12 protein-coding genes are annotated in these 15,610 nt (G+C 67.1%); 9 read left to right on the forward strand and 3 right to left on the reverse strand.

Going from position 1 to position 15,610, the window contains the following annotated elements; genetic code table 11:
- The first annotated feature begins 56 nt into the window (after positions 1–56).
- From CFE50_RS10075 to CFE50_RS10095, 5 genes are all read left to right on the forward strand, one after another.
- Positions 57–1,556, forward strand: coding sequence for a leucyl aminopeptidase (locus tag CFE50_RS10075; RefSeq protein ID WP_286733173.1), 1,500 nt, complete (start codon positions 57–59; stop codon positions 1,554–1,556).
- A 244-nt stretch (positions 1,557–1,800) separates the two neighbouring features.
- Positions 1,801–2,229, forward strand: a complete 429-nt coding sequence (locus tag CFE50_RS10080; protein ID WP_027597232.1) for a DNA polymerase III subunit chi — start codon at positions 1,801–1,803, stop codon at positions 2,227–2,229.
- Between the two features lie 4 nt (positions 2,230–2,233).
- Positions 2,234–2,596: a hypothetical protein gene (locus CFE50_RS10085; protein WP_042136331.1), complete on the forward strand. Its 363-nt coding sequence runs from the start codon at positions 2,234–2,236 to the stop codon at positions 2,594–2,596.
- An 87-nt stretch (positions 2,597–2,683) separates the two neighbouring features.
- On the forward strand, positions 2,684–5,515 hold the full coding sequence (locus tag CFE50_RS10090; RefSeq protein WP_286733180.1) for a valine--tRNA ligase: 2,832 nt from the start codon (positions 2,684–2,686) through the stop codon (positions 5,513–5,515).
- 52 nt (positions 5,516–5,567) lie between these two features.
- Positions 5,568–5,864, forward strand: a complete 297-nt coding sequence (locus CFE50_RS10095; protein WP_286733181.1) for a winged helix-turn-helix domain-containing protein — start codon at positions 5,568–5,570, stop codon at positions 5,862–5,864.
- A gap of 3 nt (positions 5,865–5,867) precedes the next feature.
- Here the strand turns inward: CFE50_RS10095 and CFE50_RS10100 are convergent, their stop codons facing one another.
- Together CFE50_RS10100 and purL are read right to left on the reverse strand one after the other, a co-directional pair.
- Complete coding sequence (locus tag CFE50_RS10100) at positions 5,868–6,182, reverse strand: YqfO family protein (RefSeq protein ID WP_286733182.1); 315 nt, start codon at positions 6,180–6,182, stop codon at positions 5,868–5,870.
- Between the two features lie 105 nt (positions 6,183–6,287).
- Entirely contained in the window at positions 6,288–10,187 is a 3,900-nt protein-coding gene (purL, locus tag CFE50_RS10105) for a phosphoribosylformylglycinamidine synthase (RefSeq protein WP_145249699.1), read from the reverse strand.
- A 316-nt stretch (positions 10,188–10,503) separates the two neighbouring features.
- Between purL and mltF the strand changes: the two genes are divergently transcribed.
- The gene (gene mltF, locus CFE50_RS10110; protein ID WP_027597238.1) at positions 10,504–11,988 is read left to right on the forward strand and encodes a membrane-bound lytic murein transglycosylase MltF; all 1,485 of its coding nucleotides are present in this window, start codon (positions 10,504–10,506) and stop codon (positions 11,986–11,988) included.
- Positions 11,989–12,254: 266 nt separating this feature from the next.
- Here mltF and tcdA read toward each other — a convergent pair whose 3' ends face one another.
- Positions 12,255–13,040 carry a tRNA cyclic N6-threonylcarbamoyladenosine(37) synthase TcdA gene (tcdA, locus tag CFE50_RS10115; RefSeq protein ID WP_007163033.1) on the reverse strand — a complete coding sequence of 262 codons (786 nt, stop codon included), beginning with the start codon at positions 13,038–13,040 and terminating at the stop codon, positions 12,255–12,257.
- Between the two features lie 84 nt (positions 13,041–13,124).
- On the opposite strand from tcdA, the gene dapE reads away from it, so the two are divergent.
- Genes dapE through CFE50_RS10130 form a run of 3 tightly spaced genes read left to right on the forward strand, consistent with a single transcriptional unit; the run spans position 13,125 to position 15,465 of the window.
- Positions 13,125–14,267 carry a succinyl-diaminopimelate desuccinylase gene (gene dapE, locus CFE50_RS10120; protein ID WP_286733188.1) on the forward strand — a complete coding sequence of 381 codons (1,143 nt, stop codon included), beginning with the start codon at positions 13,125–13,127 and terminating at the stop codon, positions 14,265–14,267.
- Positions 14,264–15,076, forward strand: coding sequence for a putative RNA methyltransferase (locus CFE50_RS10125; protein WP_286733191.1), 813 nt, complete (start codon positions 14,264–14,266; stop codon positions 15,074–15,076). Before dapE ends, CFE50_RS10125 begins: the two co-directional genes overlap by 4 nt.
- Positions 15,077–15,081: 5 nt before the next feature.
- Positions 15,082–15,465 (forward strand): hypothetical protein, encoded by a 384-nt coding sequence (locus tag CFE50_RS10130; protein ID WP_007163036.1) that lies wholly within the window; start codon positions 15,082–15,084, stop codon positions 15,463–15,465.
- Positions 15,466–15,610 lie beyond the last annotated feature (145 nt).

A 15,610-nucleotide genomic window follows, 5' to 3' on the forward strand; every position in this document is an offset into this window, starting at 1 on the left:
AAAGCCCCGCATTATATCCTGCGAACTCATGTGTTTGTCTTGGGGAGCTTCTCCTAATGGAATTCGTCGTCAAAAACGCTCGTCCGGAAACCCTGAAAACCGCCACGTTGGTCGTGGCCGTCGGTGAAGGCGGTGCGCTCGACGCAGCGGCCAGCGCCGTGGACGCCGCCACCTCCGGCGCTCTGAGTGCGGCGGTCAAGCGCGGCGACATCGCCGGCAAGGCCGGCCAGACCCTGCTGCTGACCAATCTGCCCGGCCTCAAGGCCGAGCGCGTGCTGCTGGTGGGTAGCGGCGCCAGTGAAGGGCTGTCCGACCGCCAGTACCGCAAGCTGGCCAGCGGCGCCTTGGGCGTGCTCAAGAGCCTGGGCGGCAGCGACGCCGCCATCGCCCTCGGCGATGTGCCGGTCAAGAATCGCGACGGCTACGCCCGTCTGCGCCTGCTGGCCGAGACCCTGGCCGATGGCGACTACGTCTTCGATCGCTTCAAGAGCAAGAAGGCCGAGCCGCGGCCACTGAAGAAGCTGACCCTGGTCACCACCAAGGCCTCCCAGCCGGAAGCCGAACGCGCTCTGGCCCATGCCTTGGCGATCACCCACGGCACCGCCTACGCCAAGGACTTCGGCAACCTGCCGCCAAACGTCTGCAACCCGGTCTATGTGGCCGATCAGGCCAAGACCCTGGGCAAGCAGTTCAAGGACGCCGGGCTCTCCGTCGAGGTGCTCGACGAGAAGAAGATGCGCGAACTGGGCATGGGCTCCTTCCTCGCCGTGGCCCAGGGCAGCGCCCAGCCGCCGCGCCTGGTGGTGCTGCAGTACAAGGGCGGCGCCAAGAACGCCCAGCCCTACACCCTGGTCGGCAAGGGCATCACCTTCGACACCGGCGGCATCAGCATCAAGCCCAGCGCCGGCATGGACGAGATGAAGTACGACATGTGCGGCGCCGCCAGCGTCCTGGGCACCTTCCGCGCCCTCATGGAACTCAAGCCGGCGATCAACGTGGTAGGCCTCCTGGCCCTGGCCGAGAACATGCCCAGCGGCACCGCCACCCGTCCGGGTGACATCGTCACCAGCATGAGCGGCCAGACCATCGAGATCCTCAACACCGACGCCGAAGGCCGCCTGGTGCTGTGCGACACCCTCACCTACGCCGAGCGCTTCCAGCCCAAGGCGGTGATCGACATCGCCACCCTCACCGGGGCCTGCATCACCGCCCTGGGTTCGCTGGTCTCGGGCCTGATGGGCAACGACGACGCCCTGATCGACCAGGTCAAGCAGGCCGGCGATCGCGCCGACGACCGCGTCTGGCAACTGCCGCTGCACGACGAGTATCAGGAGCAGCTGGACAGCCCCTTCGCCGACATGGCCAACATCGGCGGCCCCAAGGCCGGCACCATCACCGCGGGCTGCTTCCTGGCGCGCTATGCCAAGGCCTATCCCTGGGTCCACCTGGACGTGGCCGGCACCGCCTGGATCAGCGGTGGCAAGGACAAGGCCGCCACCGGTCGTCCGGTCCCGCTGCTGGTGCAGTATCTGCTCGACCGCACCGCCGAGGCCTAAGCACCTGTTCAAAGTCTGCTGCGCGTCGGCCAAACGGCGTTGAAAAGACCCTGGGTCGCCAGCCCGGTCGGAATGCTCATTTACGTTTTGTAAACTCGAGCGCGAGTCCGATCCGCTTCCTCAGGTCTTTTCGCCTTGTTTGGCTCTAGCTCGCGAGACTTTGAACACGCGCTAACGCCTATAGAGGCCGCGACGCCCCTGCGTCGCGGCCTTGCCGCTTCCCTCCCCTTCTTCGTGATCCGCCATGACCCGTGTCGACTTCTATGTTCTGCCTTCCACCGATCCCGCCGCGCGGCTGGCCTTCGCCTGCCGGCTGGTGGACAAGGCCTGGAAGCAGGGCATGCCGGTCTATGTGCACTGCGCCGACGCCGAGCAGCGCCAGCGCCTGGACGAGCAGCTGTGGGCGTTCCGTCCCGACAGCTTCGTTCCCCACGATCTGGCGGAGAACGCCAGCGACAGCCCCGTGGTGCTGGGTCTGACCACGCCCGCCGAGCAGCAAGGCGAGCTGCTGATCAACCTCAGCCTGGCCCCGCCGCCCTGCCATGCGGGTTTCGCCCGGATCGCCGAAGTGGTCGTCGAAGCCCCCGAAGTGCGCCAGGCGATGCGCGAAGGTTTTCGCTTCTACCGCAAGCTTGGCTATGCTCTACAGGACCATCAGCTGTCACGTGTCTGATTTCATGACCAGCACCAAGCCTCCCGCGCACGTCCTGCAAGACCTCGAAGCCATCCGCCAGGTGCTCGACAAGAGCCGCAGCGCGGTCCATCCGAGCAGCGTCGATGGCATCCCCATCCTCTCCGACGTCATCGCCCCCAGCGCCGAGCGGCTCAAGGCCATCCCGCCGCTGCTCGACCAGATCGTGCCGGACGTCATCGAGGACGCGACGCCCAGCGCGCCCCACGAAGACCTGGCCCAGGTGCGTCTGCGCCAGGAAGCGCCGGCCATCCTCCAGGAACTGCTCGACGAGCAGTTGCCGCGCCTGGAAGCCGAACTGCAGCGCCGCCTGCAGCAGCGCCTGGAAGAATTGCTGCAGCGTCCCTGAGCCCGGGGCGCCAAGGCGCCCTGCCTTCGGCGGGCCGGAGTCGCTATACTCGGAGGCTTTCCTCTTCCAGCGACAAAAGCCCCCTCCATGGACAAGACCTACCAGCCGCACGCCATCGAAACCTCCTGGTACCAGACCTGGGAACGCCAGGGCTATTTCGCGCCCCAGGGGTCGGGCGAGCCCTACACCATCATGATCCCGCCGCCGAACGTGACCGGCAGCCTGCACATGGGCCATGGCTTCAACAACGCCATCATGGACGCCCTGATCCGTTTCCGCCGCATGCAGGGCCGCAACACCCTCTGGCAGCCGGGCACCGACCATGCCGGCATCGCCACCCAGATGCTGGTGGAGCGCCGCATCGGCGCCGAGGGCCTGTCGCGCCATGACCTGGGCCGGGAGAAATTCCTGGAGAAGGTCTGGGAATGGAAGAACGAATCCGGTGGCAACATCAGCCGGCAGATCCGCCGCCTGGGCTCCTCGGTGGACTGGTCGCGCGAGCGCTTCACCATGGACGACGGCCTCTCCGAGGCGGTCAAGGAAGCCTTCGTGCGCCTGCACGAGGACGGCCTGATCTATCGCGGCAAGCGCCTGGTTAACTGGGACACCAAGCTGCACACCGCCATTTCCGACCTGGAAGTGGAAAGCCATGACGAAAAGGGCCACCTCTGGCACCTGCGCTATCCGCTGGCCGATGGCGCCCGTACCGCCGAGGGCATGGACCATCTGGTGGTCGCCACCACCCGTCCCGAGACCCTGCTGGGCGACGCCGCCGTGGCCGTGCACCCGGAAGATCCGCGCTACAAGGATCTGATCGGCCAGTACGTCGAGCTGCCCCTGGTGGGCCGGCGCATCCCCATCGTCGGCGACGACTACTGCGACCCCGAATTCGGCACCGGCTGCGTCAAGATCACCCCGGCCCACGACTTCAACGACTATGAAGTCGGCAAGAGACACAACCTGCCGCTGATCAACGTCTTCGACGCCGACGCCGCGGTGCTGCCCGGCGCCCAGGCGTTCAATCTGGACGGCAGCGTCAACGGCCTGCTCGATGCCACCCTCCCCGCCGCCTACGCCGGTCTGGACCGCTTCGAGGCGCGCAAGCGCATCGTCGCCGACCTGGACGCCGCCGGTCGCCTGGAAAAGATCGAGGACCACGCCCTCAAGGTGCCCAAGGGCGACCGCTCCGGCACCGTGATCGAGCCTTGGCTGACCGACCAGTGGTACGTCTCCACCAAGCCCCTGGCCGACAAGGCCATCGCCGTGGTCGAGAGCGGCGAGGTGCAATTCGTGCCCAAGCAGTACGAGAACATGTACTTCAGCTGGATGCGCGACATCCAGGACTGGTGCATCAGCCGCCAGCTCTGGTGGGGCCACCGGATTCCCGCCTGGTACGACCAGGCCGGCAACGTCTACGTCGGTCGCGACGAGGCCGAGGTGCGCGCCAAGCACGACCTGGGTGACATCGCCCTGCGCCAGGACGACGACGTGCTGGACACCTGGTTCAGCTCCGGCCTGTGGACCTTCTCCACCCTCGGCTGGCCCGAGCAGACCGAGGCATTGAAGACTTTCCACCCCACCGACGTGCTGGTCACCGGCTTCGACATCATCTTCTTCTGGGTCGCCCGGATGATCATGCTGTCCACCCACCTGACCGGGCAGATCCCGTTCAAGACTGTCTACGTCCACGGCCTGGTGCGCGACGGCCAGGGCCAGAAGATGTCCAAGTCCAAGGGCAACGTGCTCGATCCGCTGGACATCGTCGACGGCATCGACCTGGACACCCTGCTGCAGAAGCGTACCAGCGGCCTGATGCAGCCCAAGCTGGCCGAAAAGATCGCCAAGCAGACCCGCGCCGAATTCCCGGACGGCATCGCCAGCTACGGCACCGACGCCCTGAGATTCACCTTCTGCTCCCTGGCCACCACCGGCCGCGACATCAAGTTCGACATGGGTCGCGTCGAGGGCTATCGCAACTTCTGCAACAAGCTGTGGAACGCGGCGAACTTCGTCATGGAGAACGTCGAGGGCCAGGACACCGGCGTCAACGACGAACCCGTCGAACTGTCCTCGGTGGATCGCTGGATCATCTCCCAGCTGCAGCGCACCGAGGCCGAGGTGACCCGTCAGCTCGACGCCTTCCGCTTCGACCTGGCCACCCAGGCACTCTACGAATTCGTCTGGGACGAGTACTGCGCCTGGTACCTGGAGCTGGTCAAGCCGGTGCTGTGGGACGAGAACGCCTCCCTCGAGCGTCAGCGCGGTACCCGCCGCACCCTGGCGCGGGTGCTGGAAGTGGTGCTGCGCCTGGCGCACCCCTTCATGCCCTTCATCACCGAGGAAATCTGGCAACGCCTCAAGGCGCCGGCCGGCGTCCAGGGCGAGACCCTGATGCTGCAACCCTGGCCGGTGGCCAACGAGGCGCGCATCGACGCCGCCGCCGAAGGCGACATCGAGTGGGTCAAGGCGCTGATGCTGGGCGTGCGGCAGATCCGTGGCGAGATGAAGATCTCCATGGCCAAGCGCATCGACATCATCGTCGCCAACGCCAGTGCCGAGGATCAGCGCCGCCTAAGCGACTTCGAGCCGCTGCTGAACAAGCTGGCCAAGCTGGAATCGGTCCGCGTGCTGGCCGCCGGTGAAGAAGCGCCGATGTCCGCCACCACCCTGGTCGGCGAGATGGAAGTGCTGGTGCCCATGGCCGGCCTGATCGACAAGGACGCGGAACTGGCGCGCCTGGACAAGGAGATCGGCCGCCTGGAAGGCGAGGTCAAGCGCGTCGGCGGCAAGCTGGGCAACGAAGGCTTCGTCGCCAAGGCCCCGGCCGAGGTGCTGGAGAAGGAACGCGCCAAACTGGCCGAGGCCGAGCAGGCCCTGGCCAAGCTGGTGGACCAGCGGCAGCGCATCGCCACCCTCTGATACCCCTGAAGCCCACCCTCGCGGTGGGCTTTTTATTGCCAGGACGATTCTCATGGACGTGAGCAAGACCAAGACCAGCTTCTATCGCCGTCTCTATGTGGCCTGGCTGGTGGCCAGTGGCACCGCTACCAGCGTGCCGGCGCTGATGGCGGCCACCGGCATGCCGCGGCGTACCGCCCAGGACACCCTGCTGGCGCTGGCCGATCTGGATATCGACTGCCAGTTCGTGCAGGGCGAAGGCGCCCGCAACAATGCCGGGGGCTACGAGATTCGTGACTGGGGCGCGGTGGACCCGCGCTGGGTGGAGCGCGAGCTGGCGCGGCTCAAGGCGGTCCTCGGCTATCCCTGACCCCTAGAAATCCAGCACCTGCACCACGTCATAGGCCGGCGTCTCATAGGGATGCGCCGCCTTGAGCGCTGCCACGGCCTGGCGGGCGATCGGCTCGTTGGCCAGCACCAGCTCCACCCGCCATTCCTCCACCCGTTCGAGACTGCCCTGCTCGCCCAGGTGCGGCTGGCTGCCCGCCAGCGGGCGGAACTGGCCCAGGCCCCGGACCTGCCAGCAGCAGCTGTCGTAGAGACCGATGCGGCCAGCGCCCACGGCGAAGATCGCCTGCTTGACGGCCTCGAGGTGCGAGTCGGGTACATAGAAACACAGCTTGAACATCGATGACTCCGGGGACAGGGGACGCCCCCTTCAGCTTAAGCCCTTCCCAGAAAGACGAAACCCGCGCCAGGGCGCGGGTTTCGTCAAAGGGACAAGCCGGAGGACCTAGTCCACCCAGACCCGCGCATTGCGGAACAGGCGCATCCAGCCGCCGTCCTCGCCCTGCCAGTCGGCCGGGATCCAGGAGTTCTGCACGGCGCGGAAGCAGCGCTCGGGGTGCGGCATCATCAGCAGCACGCGACCGTCCTGGCTGGACAGACCGGTGATGCCCAGCGGCGAGCCGTTGGGGTTGGCCGGATAGGTCTCGGTGACCTTGCTGTGACCGTCGACATAGCGCAGCGCCACGGTACCGGAGACGTCAGCGGCGACCAGCGCCTGCTGATTCGGGTACTCGGCGAAGCCTTCGCCGTGGGCGATGGCGATGGGCAGCCGCGACCCGGCCATGCCGGCCAGGAACAGCGACGGCGAATCCTGCACCTGGACCATGGCCACCCGCGCCTCGAACTGCTCGGAGCGGTTGCGCACGAAGCGCGGCCAGAATTCGCTGCCGGGCACCAGCTCGCGCAGGTTGGCGACCATCTGGCAGCCATTGCACACGCCCAGGGTGAAGGTGTCGGTGCGCTCGAAGAACTGCTGGAAGCCGTCACGGGCGCGGGCGTTGAACAGGATGGACTTGGCCCAGCCACCGCCGGCGCCGAGGACGTCGCCGTAGGAGAAGCCGCCACAGGCCACCACACCCTTGAAGTCCGCCAGGTCGATGCGGCCGGAGAGGATGTCGCTCATGTGCACGTCGATGGCGGCGAAGCCGGCGCGATCGAAGGCCGCACCCATCTCCACCTGACCGTTGACGCCCTGCTCGCGCAGGATGGCGACCTGCGGCCGTACGCCCTTCTTGATGTAGGGCGCGCAGATGTCTTCGTTGGGGTCATAGGCCAGCTTGGCCGACAGCCCCGGATGATCCTCTTCCAGCAGGGCGTCGAATTCCTGCTGGGCGCATTCGGCGTTGTCGCGCAGGCGCTGGATCTGGAAGCTGGTCTCGCTCCAGACGCGCTGCAGCATGCGCCGCTCGGCCCGGTAAAGGTGCTCGTCGTGGTAGTGGATGTTGATCTCGTAGCCGTTGACCGGGTTGCCGATCACCGCCACGCAGTCTTCCAGACCAGCCGCGCTGAACTGGGCCAGCACCTCGTGGGTGAAGTCCTGGGGCACCTGGATGACGGCGCCCAGCTCTTCGGCGAACAGCGCCCGGGTCAGCTCGTCACGGTCGGCGGCCAGGGCGTCCAGGCGCAGGGCCAGGCCGCAGTGACCGGCGAAGGCCATCTCCACCAGGGTGGTGATGAGGCCGCCGTCGGAACGATCGTGGTAGGCCAGCAGCAGGCCGTCCTGGTTGAGGCCCTGGATCACGGCGAAGAAGGCCTTGAGGTCTTCGGCTTCGTCGACATCGGGAGCCTGCTGGCCGAGCTTGCCGTGGGTCTGGGCGAGGATGGATCCGCCCAGGCGGTTCTGGCCGCGACCCAGGTCGATCAGGATCAGGTCGGTCTGGCCCTTGTCCAGGCGCAGCTGAGGGGTCAGGGTGCGGCGGATGTCCTGCACCGGGGCGAAGCCGGTGATCACCAGCGACAGCGGCGCGGTGACGCTCTTGTCTTCGCCACCGTCCTGCCAGCGGGTCTTCATGGACATGGAGTCCTTGCCGACCGGGATGGTGATGCCCAGCTGCGGGCACAGCTCCATGCCCACCGCCTTGACGGTTTCATAGAGGCGCGCGTCTTCGCCCGGGTGGCCGGCAGCGGCCATCCAGTTGGCGGAGAGCTTGATGTCGCCGAGCTTCTCGATACGCGCGGCGGCCAGGTTGGTGATGGTCTCGCCGATGGCCATGCGGCCGGAAGCGGGCGCGTCGAGCAGCGCCAGCGGGGTGCGCTCGCCCATGGCCATGGCTTCGCCGGTGTGGACGTCGAAGCTGGTGGCGGTCACGGCGCAGTCGGCCACCGGCACCTGCCAGGGGCCGACCATCTGGTCGCGGGCGACCAGGCCGGTGATGGTGCGGTCGCCGATGGTGATCAGGAAGCTCTTGCTGGCCACGGCCGGGTGACGCAGGACGCGCTCCACCGACTCGGTCAGGTCCAGGCCGGCGCCGTCGAAGGCGTCGCCCAGCTCGGCTTCACGGGTCGCGCTGCGGTGCATGCGCGGCGGCTTGCCGAGCAGGACGTCCAGCGGCATGTCCACGGCGTTGTTGCCGAAGTGGCTGTCGGCCACGGTCAGCTGGCGCTCCTCGGTGGCCTCGCCGACCACGGCGAAGGGGCAACGCTCGCGTTCGCAGATGGCCTTGAAGGTCTCGAAGTTCTCGGCGTCCACGGAGAGCACGTAGCGCTCCTGGGACTCGTTGCACCAGATCTCCAGCGGACTCATGCCCGGCTCGTCGTTGGGCACGTTGCGCAGCTCGAAGCGACCGCCGCGACCGGCATCGTTGACCAGTTCGGGGAAGGCGTTGGACAGGCCGCCCGCACCCACGTCGTGGATAAAGGTGATGGGGTTGTTTTCACCCAGCTGCCAGCAGCGGTCGATGACCTCCTGGCAGCGGCGCTCCATTTCCGGGTTCTCGCGCTGCACCGAGGCGAAATCCAGGTCGGCGGAGCTGGCGCCGGTGGACATGGACGAGGCCGCGCCACCGCCCAGGCCGATCAGCATGGCCGGGCCGCCCAGCACGATGAGCTTGCCGCCCACCGAGATGTCGCCCTTCTGCACGTGGTCGGCGCGGATGTTGCCCAGGCCGCCGGCGAGCATGATCGGCTTGTGATAGCCACGCACCTCGGGACCGCGGGGGGTCTCGACCTGCTGTTCGAAGGTGCGGAAGTAGCCGGCCAGGGCCGGACGGCCGAATTCGTTGTTGAAGGCGGCGCCGCCCAGCGGGCCTTCGATCATGATGTCCAGCGGGGTGACGATGCGCTCGGGCTTGCCGTAGGGCTGTTCCCAGGGCTGCTCGAAACCGGGGATGTTCAGGTTGGAGACGGTGAAGCCGGTCAGGCCCGCCTTGGGCTTGGAGCCGCGACCGGTGGCGCCTTCGTCGCGGATCTCGCCGCCGGAGCCGGTGGAGGCGCCGGGGAAGGGAGCGATGGCGGTCGGGTGGTTGTGGGTCTCCACCTTCATCAGGATGTGCACGGGCTGGCTGTGCGCCCCGTATTCGCGGGACTCGGCGTCGGGATAGAAGCGCCCGGCGGTGAAGCCTTCCATGACCGCGGCATTGTCCTTGTAGGCGGACAGCACGCCGGTGCGGTTCATCTCGTAGGTGTTCTTGATCATGCCGAACAGGGACTTCTCCTGGCTCTCGCCGTCGATGTCCCAGCTGGCGTTGAAGATCTTGTGCCGGCAGTGCTCGGAGTTGGCCTGGGCGAACATCATGAGTTCGACGTCGTGGGGATTGCGCCCCAGGGCGGTGAAGCTCTTGACCAGGTAGTCGATCTCGTCTTCGGCCAGGGCCAGGCCCAGCTCCAGGTTGGCCTGTTCCAGGGCCGCGCGACCGCCGCCGAGCACGTCCACCGCGGTGAGCGGCTTGGGCGTGGCATGGCTGAAGATGTCGGCGGCAGCGTCCAGGGTCGGCAGCACGCGCTGGGTCATGCGGTCATGCAGCGCCGCGGCCAGTTGCGCGTGGGCGGCGGCGTCCAGTTCGCCGGCGACATAGTAGGCCACGCCGCGCTCCAGGCGCTCGATCTGCGCCAGGCCGCAGTTGTGGGCGATGTCGGTGGCCTTGCTCGACCAGGGCGAGATGGTGCCCAGGCGGGGCACGATGAGGAACAGCGCGCCGCTGGGTTCCTGCTGGGGGACGCTGGGGCCGTATTGCAGCAGTCGGCCGAGGATGCCCTCTTCCTCCGCGCTCAGGGTGCCGGCGACTTCGGCGAAATGAACGAACTCGGCATAGAGCCCGGAAACACCGGGAACCAGGCGAGTCAGCTGGTCGAGAAGTTTGCCGTGACGGAACGAAGAAAGAGCGGGAGCGCCGCGCAGGATCAGCATCGGGGACAGCCTCGGGGCCAAGTCACTTTGGGGCCGTGCATTCTAGCCTAAAGGCGCGCCGGGGACACCTTCCGGCGACGAGGGTTCATCCAGCCTTACCACCATCCCTGTATGTATAAAATGGGCGCTTTGCCACTTCTCGCGTATACTGTCCGCCGATACGGCCTGCCGCGCCCCATGGACGCGGCTCCACATTGGGCTCAGGATAGAGCCTTTGGCCGGACCGGTGGCGCGGAGCGTCCCGACTATAACGAGTGCCCGGAGGGGCCGACCGATGAGGCGCGTCAGCAAGGCGCCAGTGCCGTTTTGATGCCGTATGGCCGAGCTAGCCCATTTGAATAAAGCCTTCAAGCGATTCGCCTGGCTTACCCTGCCCTTTCTCGCCTTGCTCATGAGCTGCGGGGAAGCGGACGTGCCTGCGCCGCCCAAGCCGACCGCGCTGGAGCAGGTGCAGCAGGCCGGCGTCCTGCGCGTGGTGACGCGCAACAGTCCGGCGACCTATTTCCAGGACCGTAACGGCGAGACCGGCTTCGAATACGAACTGGTCAAGGGCTTCGCCGAATCGCTCAAGGTGCGCCTGGAAATCAGCACCGCCGACAACCTCGACGACCTCTTCAATCGCCTGACCGCGCCGGACGGCCCGGTGATCGCCGCCGCCGGCCTCACACCCTCGGTCAATCGCCAGAATCTGAAGTTCTCCCGCAGCTATCTGGATGTGGTGCCCCAGGTCATCTACCGCAACGGCACCGTCCGCCCCAGCACGCCCAAGGACATGGTCGGCAAGCGCATCCTGGTGCTCAAGGGCAGCAGCCAGGCCCAGCAACTCAGGGCGCTACAGGCCCAGGTGCCGGAACTCACCTTCGACGAGTCCGATCAGGTGGAGGTCAGCGACCTCTTGCGCATGGTCGACGAAGGCCAGATCGACCTGACCCTGGTGGACTCCAACGAACTGGCCATGAACCAGGTCTATTTCCCCAACGTGCGGGTGGCCTTCGACCTCGGCGACAACCAGGGCCAGGCCTGGGCGCTGCAACCCGGCGAAGACAACAGCCTGCTCGACGCGGTCAACGCCTACCTCGACAAGGTCCGCCGCGACGGCACCCTGCAGCAGCTCAAGGAGCGCTACTACGGCCACGTCGACGTACTCGGCTACGTGGGCGCCTACACCTTCGCCCAGCACCTGCAGGAACGCCTGCCCAAGTACGAGAAGCACTTTCGCAAGGTGGCGCAGAAGCATCAGCTGGACTGGCGCCTGCTCGCCGCCATGGGCTACCAGGAATCGCTGTGGACGCCGGACGCCACCTCCAAGACCGGGGTGCGCGGCCTGATGATGCTAACCAACAACACTGCCCAGGCCATGGGCGTGTCCAATCGCCTGGATCCCGAGCAGAGCATCACCGGCGGTGCCAAGTATTTCGACCAGATCCGCGACGAGTTGCCCGACAGCATCAACGAACCGGATCGCACCTGGTTCGCCCTGGCCACCTACAACATCGGCATCGCCCACATCCTCGACGCCCGCCGGCTGGCCGAATCCCAGGGCCTGGACCCGGATCGCTGGCTGGACGTGAAGAAGATGCTGCCGCGCCTGGCGCAGAAGCAGTGGTACAGCAAGACCCGCTACGGCTACGCCCGCGGCGGCGAAACGGTGGAATTCGTGCAGAACGTGCGCCGTTATTACGACATCCTCACCTGGACCACCCAGCCGCAGATGGAAGGCCAGCAACTGGCCAAGACCGGCCTTCACGTCCCCGCCATCGCCGACGACCGCCCCGCCCGGGAAACGCCGCAGGATATGTGAGGCAGCCGCGCTCGAACCCTCGTAGCGTGGAAAACCGCGCCAGCGTTTTCCACTGGCACCTCGGCATCCGCCTGGGGTAAGGACCGACTCGCTCGAAACCTCGTAGCGTGGAAAACCGCGCAGCGTTTTCCACGGGCACCCTGACACCCTTCCCGCGTGGACAAGGCTGCGCCGTTGTCCACCCTACGCGCCCGCGGGTGCAGTCACGCCCAACAGGGCCGGCTCGATCGGGGCACCGCTGCGCTCAACCCAACCGACGAGAAGCGCTACTTCTTCGGCTTCTGGATCAGCTTGTCCACGGCGCGGGCGGCGGCGACCATGCCGAAGGTGGCGGTCACCATCATCACCGCACCAAAGCCGCCGGCGCAGTCCAGGCGGACGCCTTCGCCAACGAAACTTTTCTGCTGGCAGACGCTGCCGTCCGGCTTGGGATAGCGCAGTTGCTCGGTGGAAAAGACGCAGGGCACGCTGTAGTGGCGACTGGGATTGCGCGAGAAGCCGTAGTCGCGGCGCAGCAGCGAGCGCACCCGCGAGGCCAGGGGGTCGTTGTAGGTGCGATTGAGGTCGACCACCTGGATCTGGGTGGGGTCGATCTGGCCGCCGGCGCCGCCGGTGGTGACGATGGCAATCTTGCGCCTCTTGCACCAGGCGATCAGCGCCGCCTTGGAGGCCACGCTGTCGATGCAGTCCAGCACCAGGTCGAGCTCTTCGGTGATGTAGTCGGCCATGGTCTCGCGGGTGACGAAATCCGCCACCGCCTTGACCTGGCAGGCCGGATTGATGGCCTGGATGCGTTCAGCCATCACCGTGACCTTGGGCCGCCCCACCTGCCCTTCCAGCGCATGCACCTGGCGATTGGTGTTGCTGACGCAGACGTCGTCCAGATCGAACAGGCTGATCCGGCCGACGCCGCTGCGGGCCAGGGCCTCGGCGGCCCAGGAACCCACCCCGCCGATGCCGACCACGGCGACATGACTGGCGGCGAGGCGCTCGACGGCCTCCTGCCCATAGAGCCGGGCGATCCCGCCGAAGCGTTGTTCATCGAACGTCATGAAGGCTTTCCACAAAAGCCACAGTATAGGTTTTCCTTTACCATACCGCTCCCCCTGAACCCTAGCCGCCTCCCGGGACCCGCCATGACCACCGCCCTCACCCCCACCCTGGAACTCGCCTGCGACCTCATTGGCCGGGCCTCGGTCACGCCGCTGGACGAAGGCTGCCAGGCCCTGATGATGCAGCGCCTGGAGCGCCTGGGTTTCGCCCTCGAACCCCTGCGCATCGAAGAGGTGGACAACTTCTGGGCACGGCGTGGCGGCGCGGGTCCGGTGCTGTGCTTCGCCGGGCATACCGACGTGGTGCCCACCGGCCCGCTGGAAGCCTGGCAGCAGGCCCCCTTCAATGCCCACGTGGATGCCGACGGCATGCTGCGCGGCCGCGGCGCCGCCGACATGAAGGGCAGCCTGGCGAGCATGATCATCGCCGTGGAGCGCTTCGTCGCCGACCACCCGGACCATCGCGGCGCCATCGCCTTCCTCATCACCAGCGACGAGGAAGGCCCCGCGCTGCACGGCACCCGTGCCGTGGTCGAGCGCCTGCGCGAGCGCGGCGAACGACTGGACTGGTGCATCGTCGGCGAACCCTCCAGCACCCGACTGCTGGGCGACGTGGTCAAGAACGGGCGTCGTGGCTCGCTCAACGGTCGTCTGACCGTGCGCGGCAAGCAGGGCCACGTGGCCTATCCACACCTGGCGCGCAACCCCATTCACCTGGCGGCCCAGGCGCTGGCCGATCTGGCCGCCGAACAGTGGGACGCGGGCAACGCCTTCTTCCCGCCCACCAGCTTCCAGATCTCCAATGTCAATTCCGGCACCGGCGCCGGCAACGTGGTGCCGGGCGAGCTGCAGGCGCTGTTCAACTTCCGCTTCTCCACCGAATCCACTGTGGAGGGCCTGCAGGCCCGGGTCGAGGCCATCCTCGATCGTCACGGCCTGGACTGGCAGATCGACTGGTCGCTGTCCGGCCTGCCCTTCCTCACCGAGCCGGGCGACCTGCTCGACGCCGTCTCGGCCAGCGTGGAAGCCGTCACCGGCTACCGCCCCGAAGCCTCCACCAGCGGCGGCACCTCGGACGGTCGCTTCATCGCCACCCTGGGCGCCCAGGTGGTTGAACTGGGTCCGGTCAACGCCACCATCCATCAGGTGGACGAGCACGTGCTGGCCAGCGACCTGGATCTCCTGACCGAGGTGTACTACGGCACCCTGGTGCGGTTGCTGGCATGAAGCTGATCTGTCCGCTCTGCCAGGCCCCCCTGGCCGACCTCGAGGGTGGCGTCGGCTGCCCCGCCGGCCATAGATTCGACCGCGCCCGCCAGGGCTATCTGAACCTCCTGCCGGTGCAGCACAAGAAGAGTCTGGACCCGGGCGACAACGCCGCCATGGTCGAGGCCCGCCGGCGCTTTCTCGATGCCGGTCACTATGCGCCGCTGGCCGAACGCCTGGCGCAGCTGGCCGCCGAACGCGCGCCCCAGCGCTGGATCGACGTGGGCTGCGGCGAAGGCTTCTATACCGCGCGCCTGGCCCAGGCCCTACCCGCGGCCGACGGCTATGCCCTGGACATCTCCCGCGAGGCGGTGCGCCGCGCCTGCCGGCGCACCCCGGCGCTGACCTGGCTGGTGGCGAGCATGGCGCGCCTGCCGCTGCCGGACGCCAGTTGCCACCTGCTGGCCAGCGTCTTCAGCCCCATCGACTGGAGCGAAGCCCAGCGCGTGCTGGCACCCGGCGGCGGCATCCTGCGCCTGGGGCCGGCCAGCGCCCACCTGCTGGAGCTGCGCCAGCGGCTCTATGACGAGGTGCGCGACTATGCCGAAGACAAGCACCTGCAGGATCTGCCGGAGGGCCTGGAACTGGCCCACAGCGAGGGGCTCGAATTCGTGCTGCCGCTGGCCGAACGCCAGACCCGCGAAGACCTGCTGGCCATGACGCCCCATGGTTGGCGCGTCAACGCCGAACGCCGCGAGCGGGTCCTCGCCAAGCCCTTCGAGGTGCGGGTGGCAGTACGTTACGATTGGATCGTCAAATCCGGAGCCTAAGCCCCATGCGCCAGCCCGATATCGAAATCTATCTCAAGGACGTCGACCAGGACGCCGTCTCGGCCTGGCTCGAACAGGTGTTCGCCATGCCCTGCGCCTGGCAGGCGCGCGGGCAGACCTTCAAGTGCACCCTGCGCTATGGCGGCGAGTCCATTCCGGTCACCTGGCTGCCGAAGGCGGTGGGCAAATGGCACAGCCTGCTGCTGGAAAGCGATGTATCGCCCTGGGTGGACGACCTGGCCTGCGCCCGCGATGCCCATGCCGCCCTGCAGGTGCAGGTGCGCTGCGCGCCGAGTGGCTGGAGCGAGGAAGAAGAGGAAGAAGCCGCCGATCGCTGGCTAAAGGTGACGGAGGCGGGCGTCGAAGAGATCGTCTGGCGCACCGAGTGACCAGAGCCTATTCAAAGTCTGCTGCGCGTCGGCCAAACGGCGTTGAAAAGCCCTTCGGAATGCTCATTTACCACTCGTAAACTCCGCTTCCTCAGGTCTTTTCGCCTTGTTTGGCTCTAGCTCGCGAGACTTTGAACAGACTCTA

Source organism: Pseudomonas sp. PGPPP4 (genome assembly GCF_002256045.1).
GTDB lineage: Bacteria > Pseudomonadota > Gammaproteobacteria > Pseudomonadales > Pseudomonadaceae > Chryseomonas > Chryseomonas oryzihabitans.

Excerpts from the sequence above, each read along its gene's own strand:
- CFE50_RS10125 (WP_286733191.1), top strand. The coding sequence starts at position 14,264 with ATGAAGCTGATCTGTCCGCTCTGCCAGGCCCCCCTGGCCGACCTCGAG.
- CFE50_RS10095 (WP_286733181.1), top strand. The coding sequence starts at position 5,568 with ATGGACGTGAGCAAGACCAAGACCAGCTTCTATCGCCGTCTCTATGTG.
- purL (WP_145249699.1), bottom strand. The coding sequence starts at position 10,187 with ATGCTGATCCTGCGCGGCGCTCCCGCTCTTTCTTCGTTCCGTCACGGC.
- mltF (WP_027597238.1), top strand. The coding sequence starts at position 10,504 with ATGGCCGAGCTAGCCCATTTGAATAAAGCCTTCAAGCGATTCGCCTGG.
- CFE50_RS10090 (WP_286733180.1), top strand. The coding sequence starts at position 2,684 with ATGGACAAGACCTACCAGCCGCACGCCATCGAAACCTCCTGGTACCAG.
- CFE50_RS10085 (WP_042136331.1), top strand. The coding sequence starts at position 2,234 with ATGACCAGCACCAAGCCTCCCGCGCACGTCCTGCAAGACCTCGAAGCC.
- dapE (WP_286733188.1), top strand. The coding sequence starts at position 13,125 with ATGACCACCGCCCTCACCCCCACCCTGGAACTCGCCTGCGACCTCATT.
- CFE50_RS10100 (WP_286733182.1), bottom strand. The coding sequence starts at position 6,182 with ATGTTCAAGCTGTGTTTCTATGTACCCGACTCGCACCTCGAGGCCGTC.
- tcdA (WP_007163033.1), bottom strand. The coding sequence starts at position 13,040 with ATGACGTTCGATGAACAACGCTTCGGCGGGATCGCCCGGCTCTATGGG.
- CFE50_RS10075 (WP_286733173.1), top strand. The coding sequence starts at position 57 with ATGGAATTCGTCGTCAAAAACGCTCGTCCGGAAACCCTGAAAACCGCC.
- CFE50_RS10080 (WP_027597232.1), top strand. The coding sequence starts at position 1,801 with ATGACCCGTGTCGACTTCTATGTTCTGCCTTCCACCGATCCCGCCGCG.
- CFE50_RS10130 (WP_007163036.1), top strand. The coding sequence starts at position 15,082 with ATGCGCCAGCCCGATATCGAAATCTATCTCAAGGACGTCGACCAGGAC.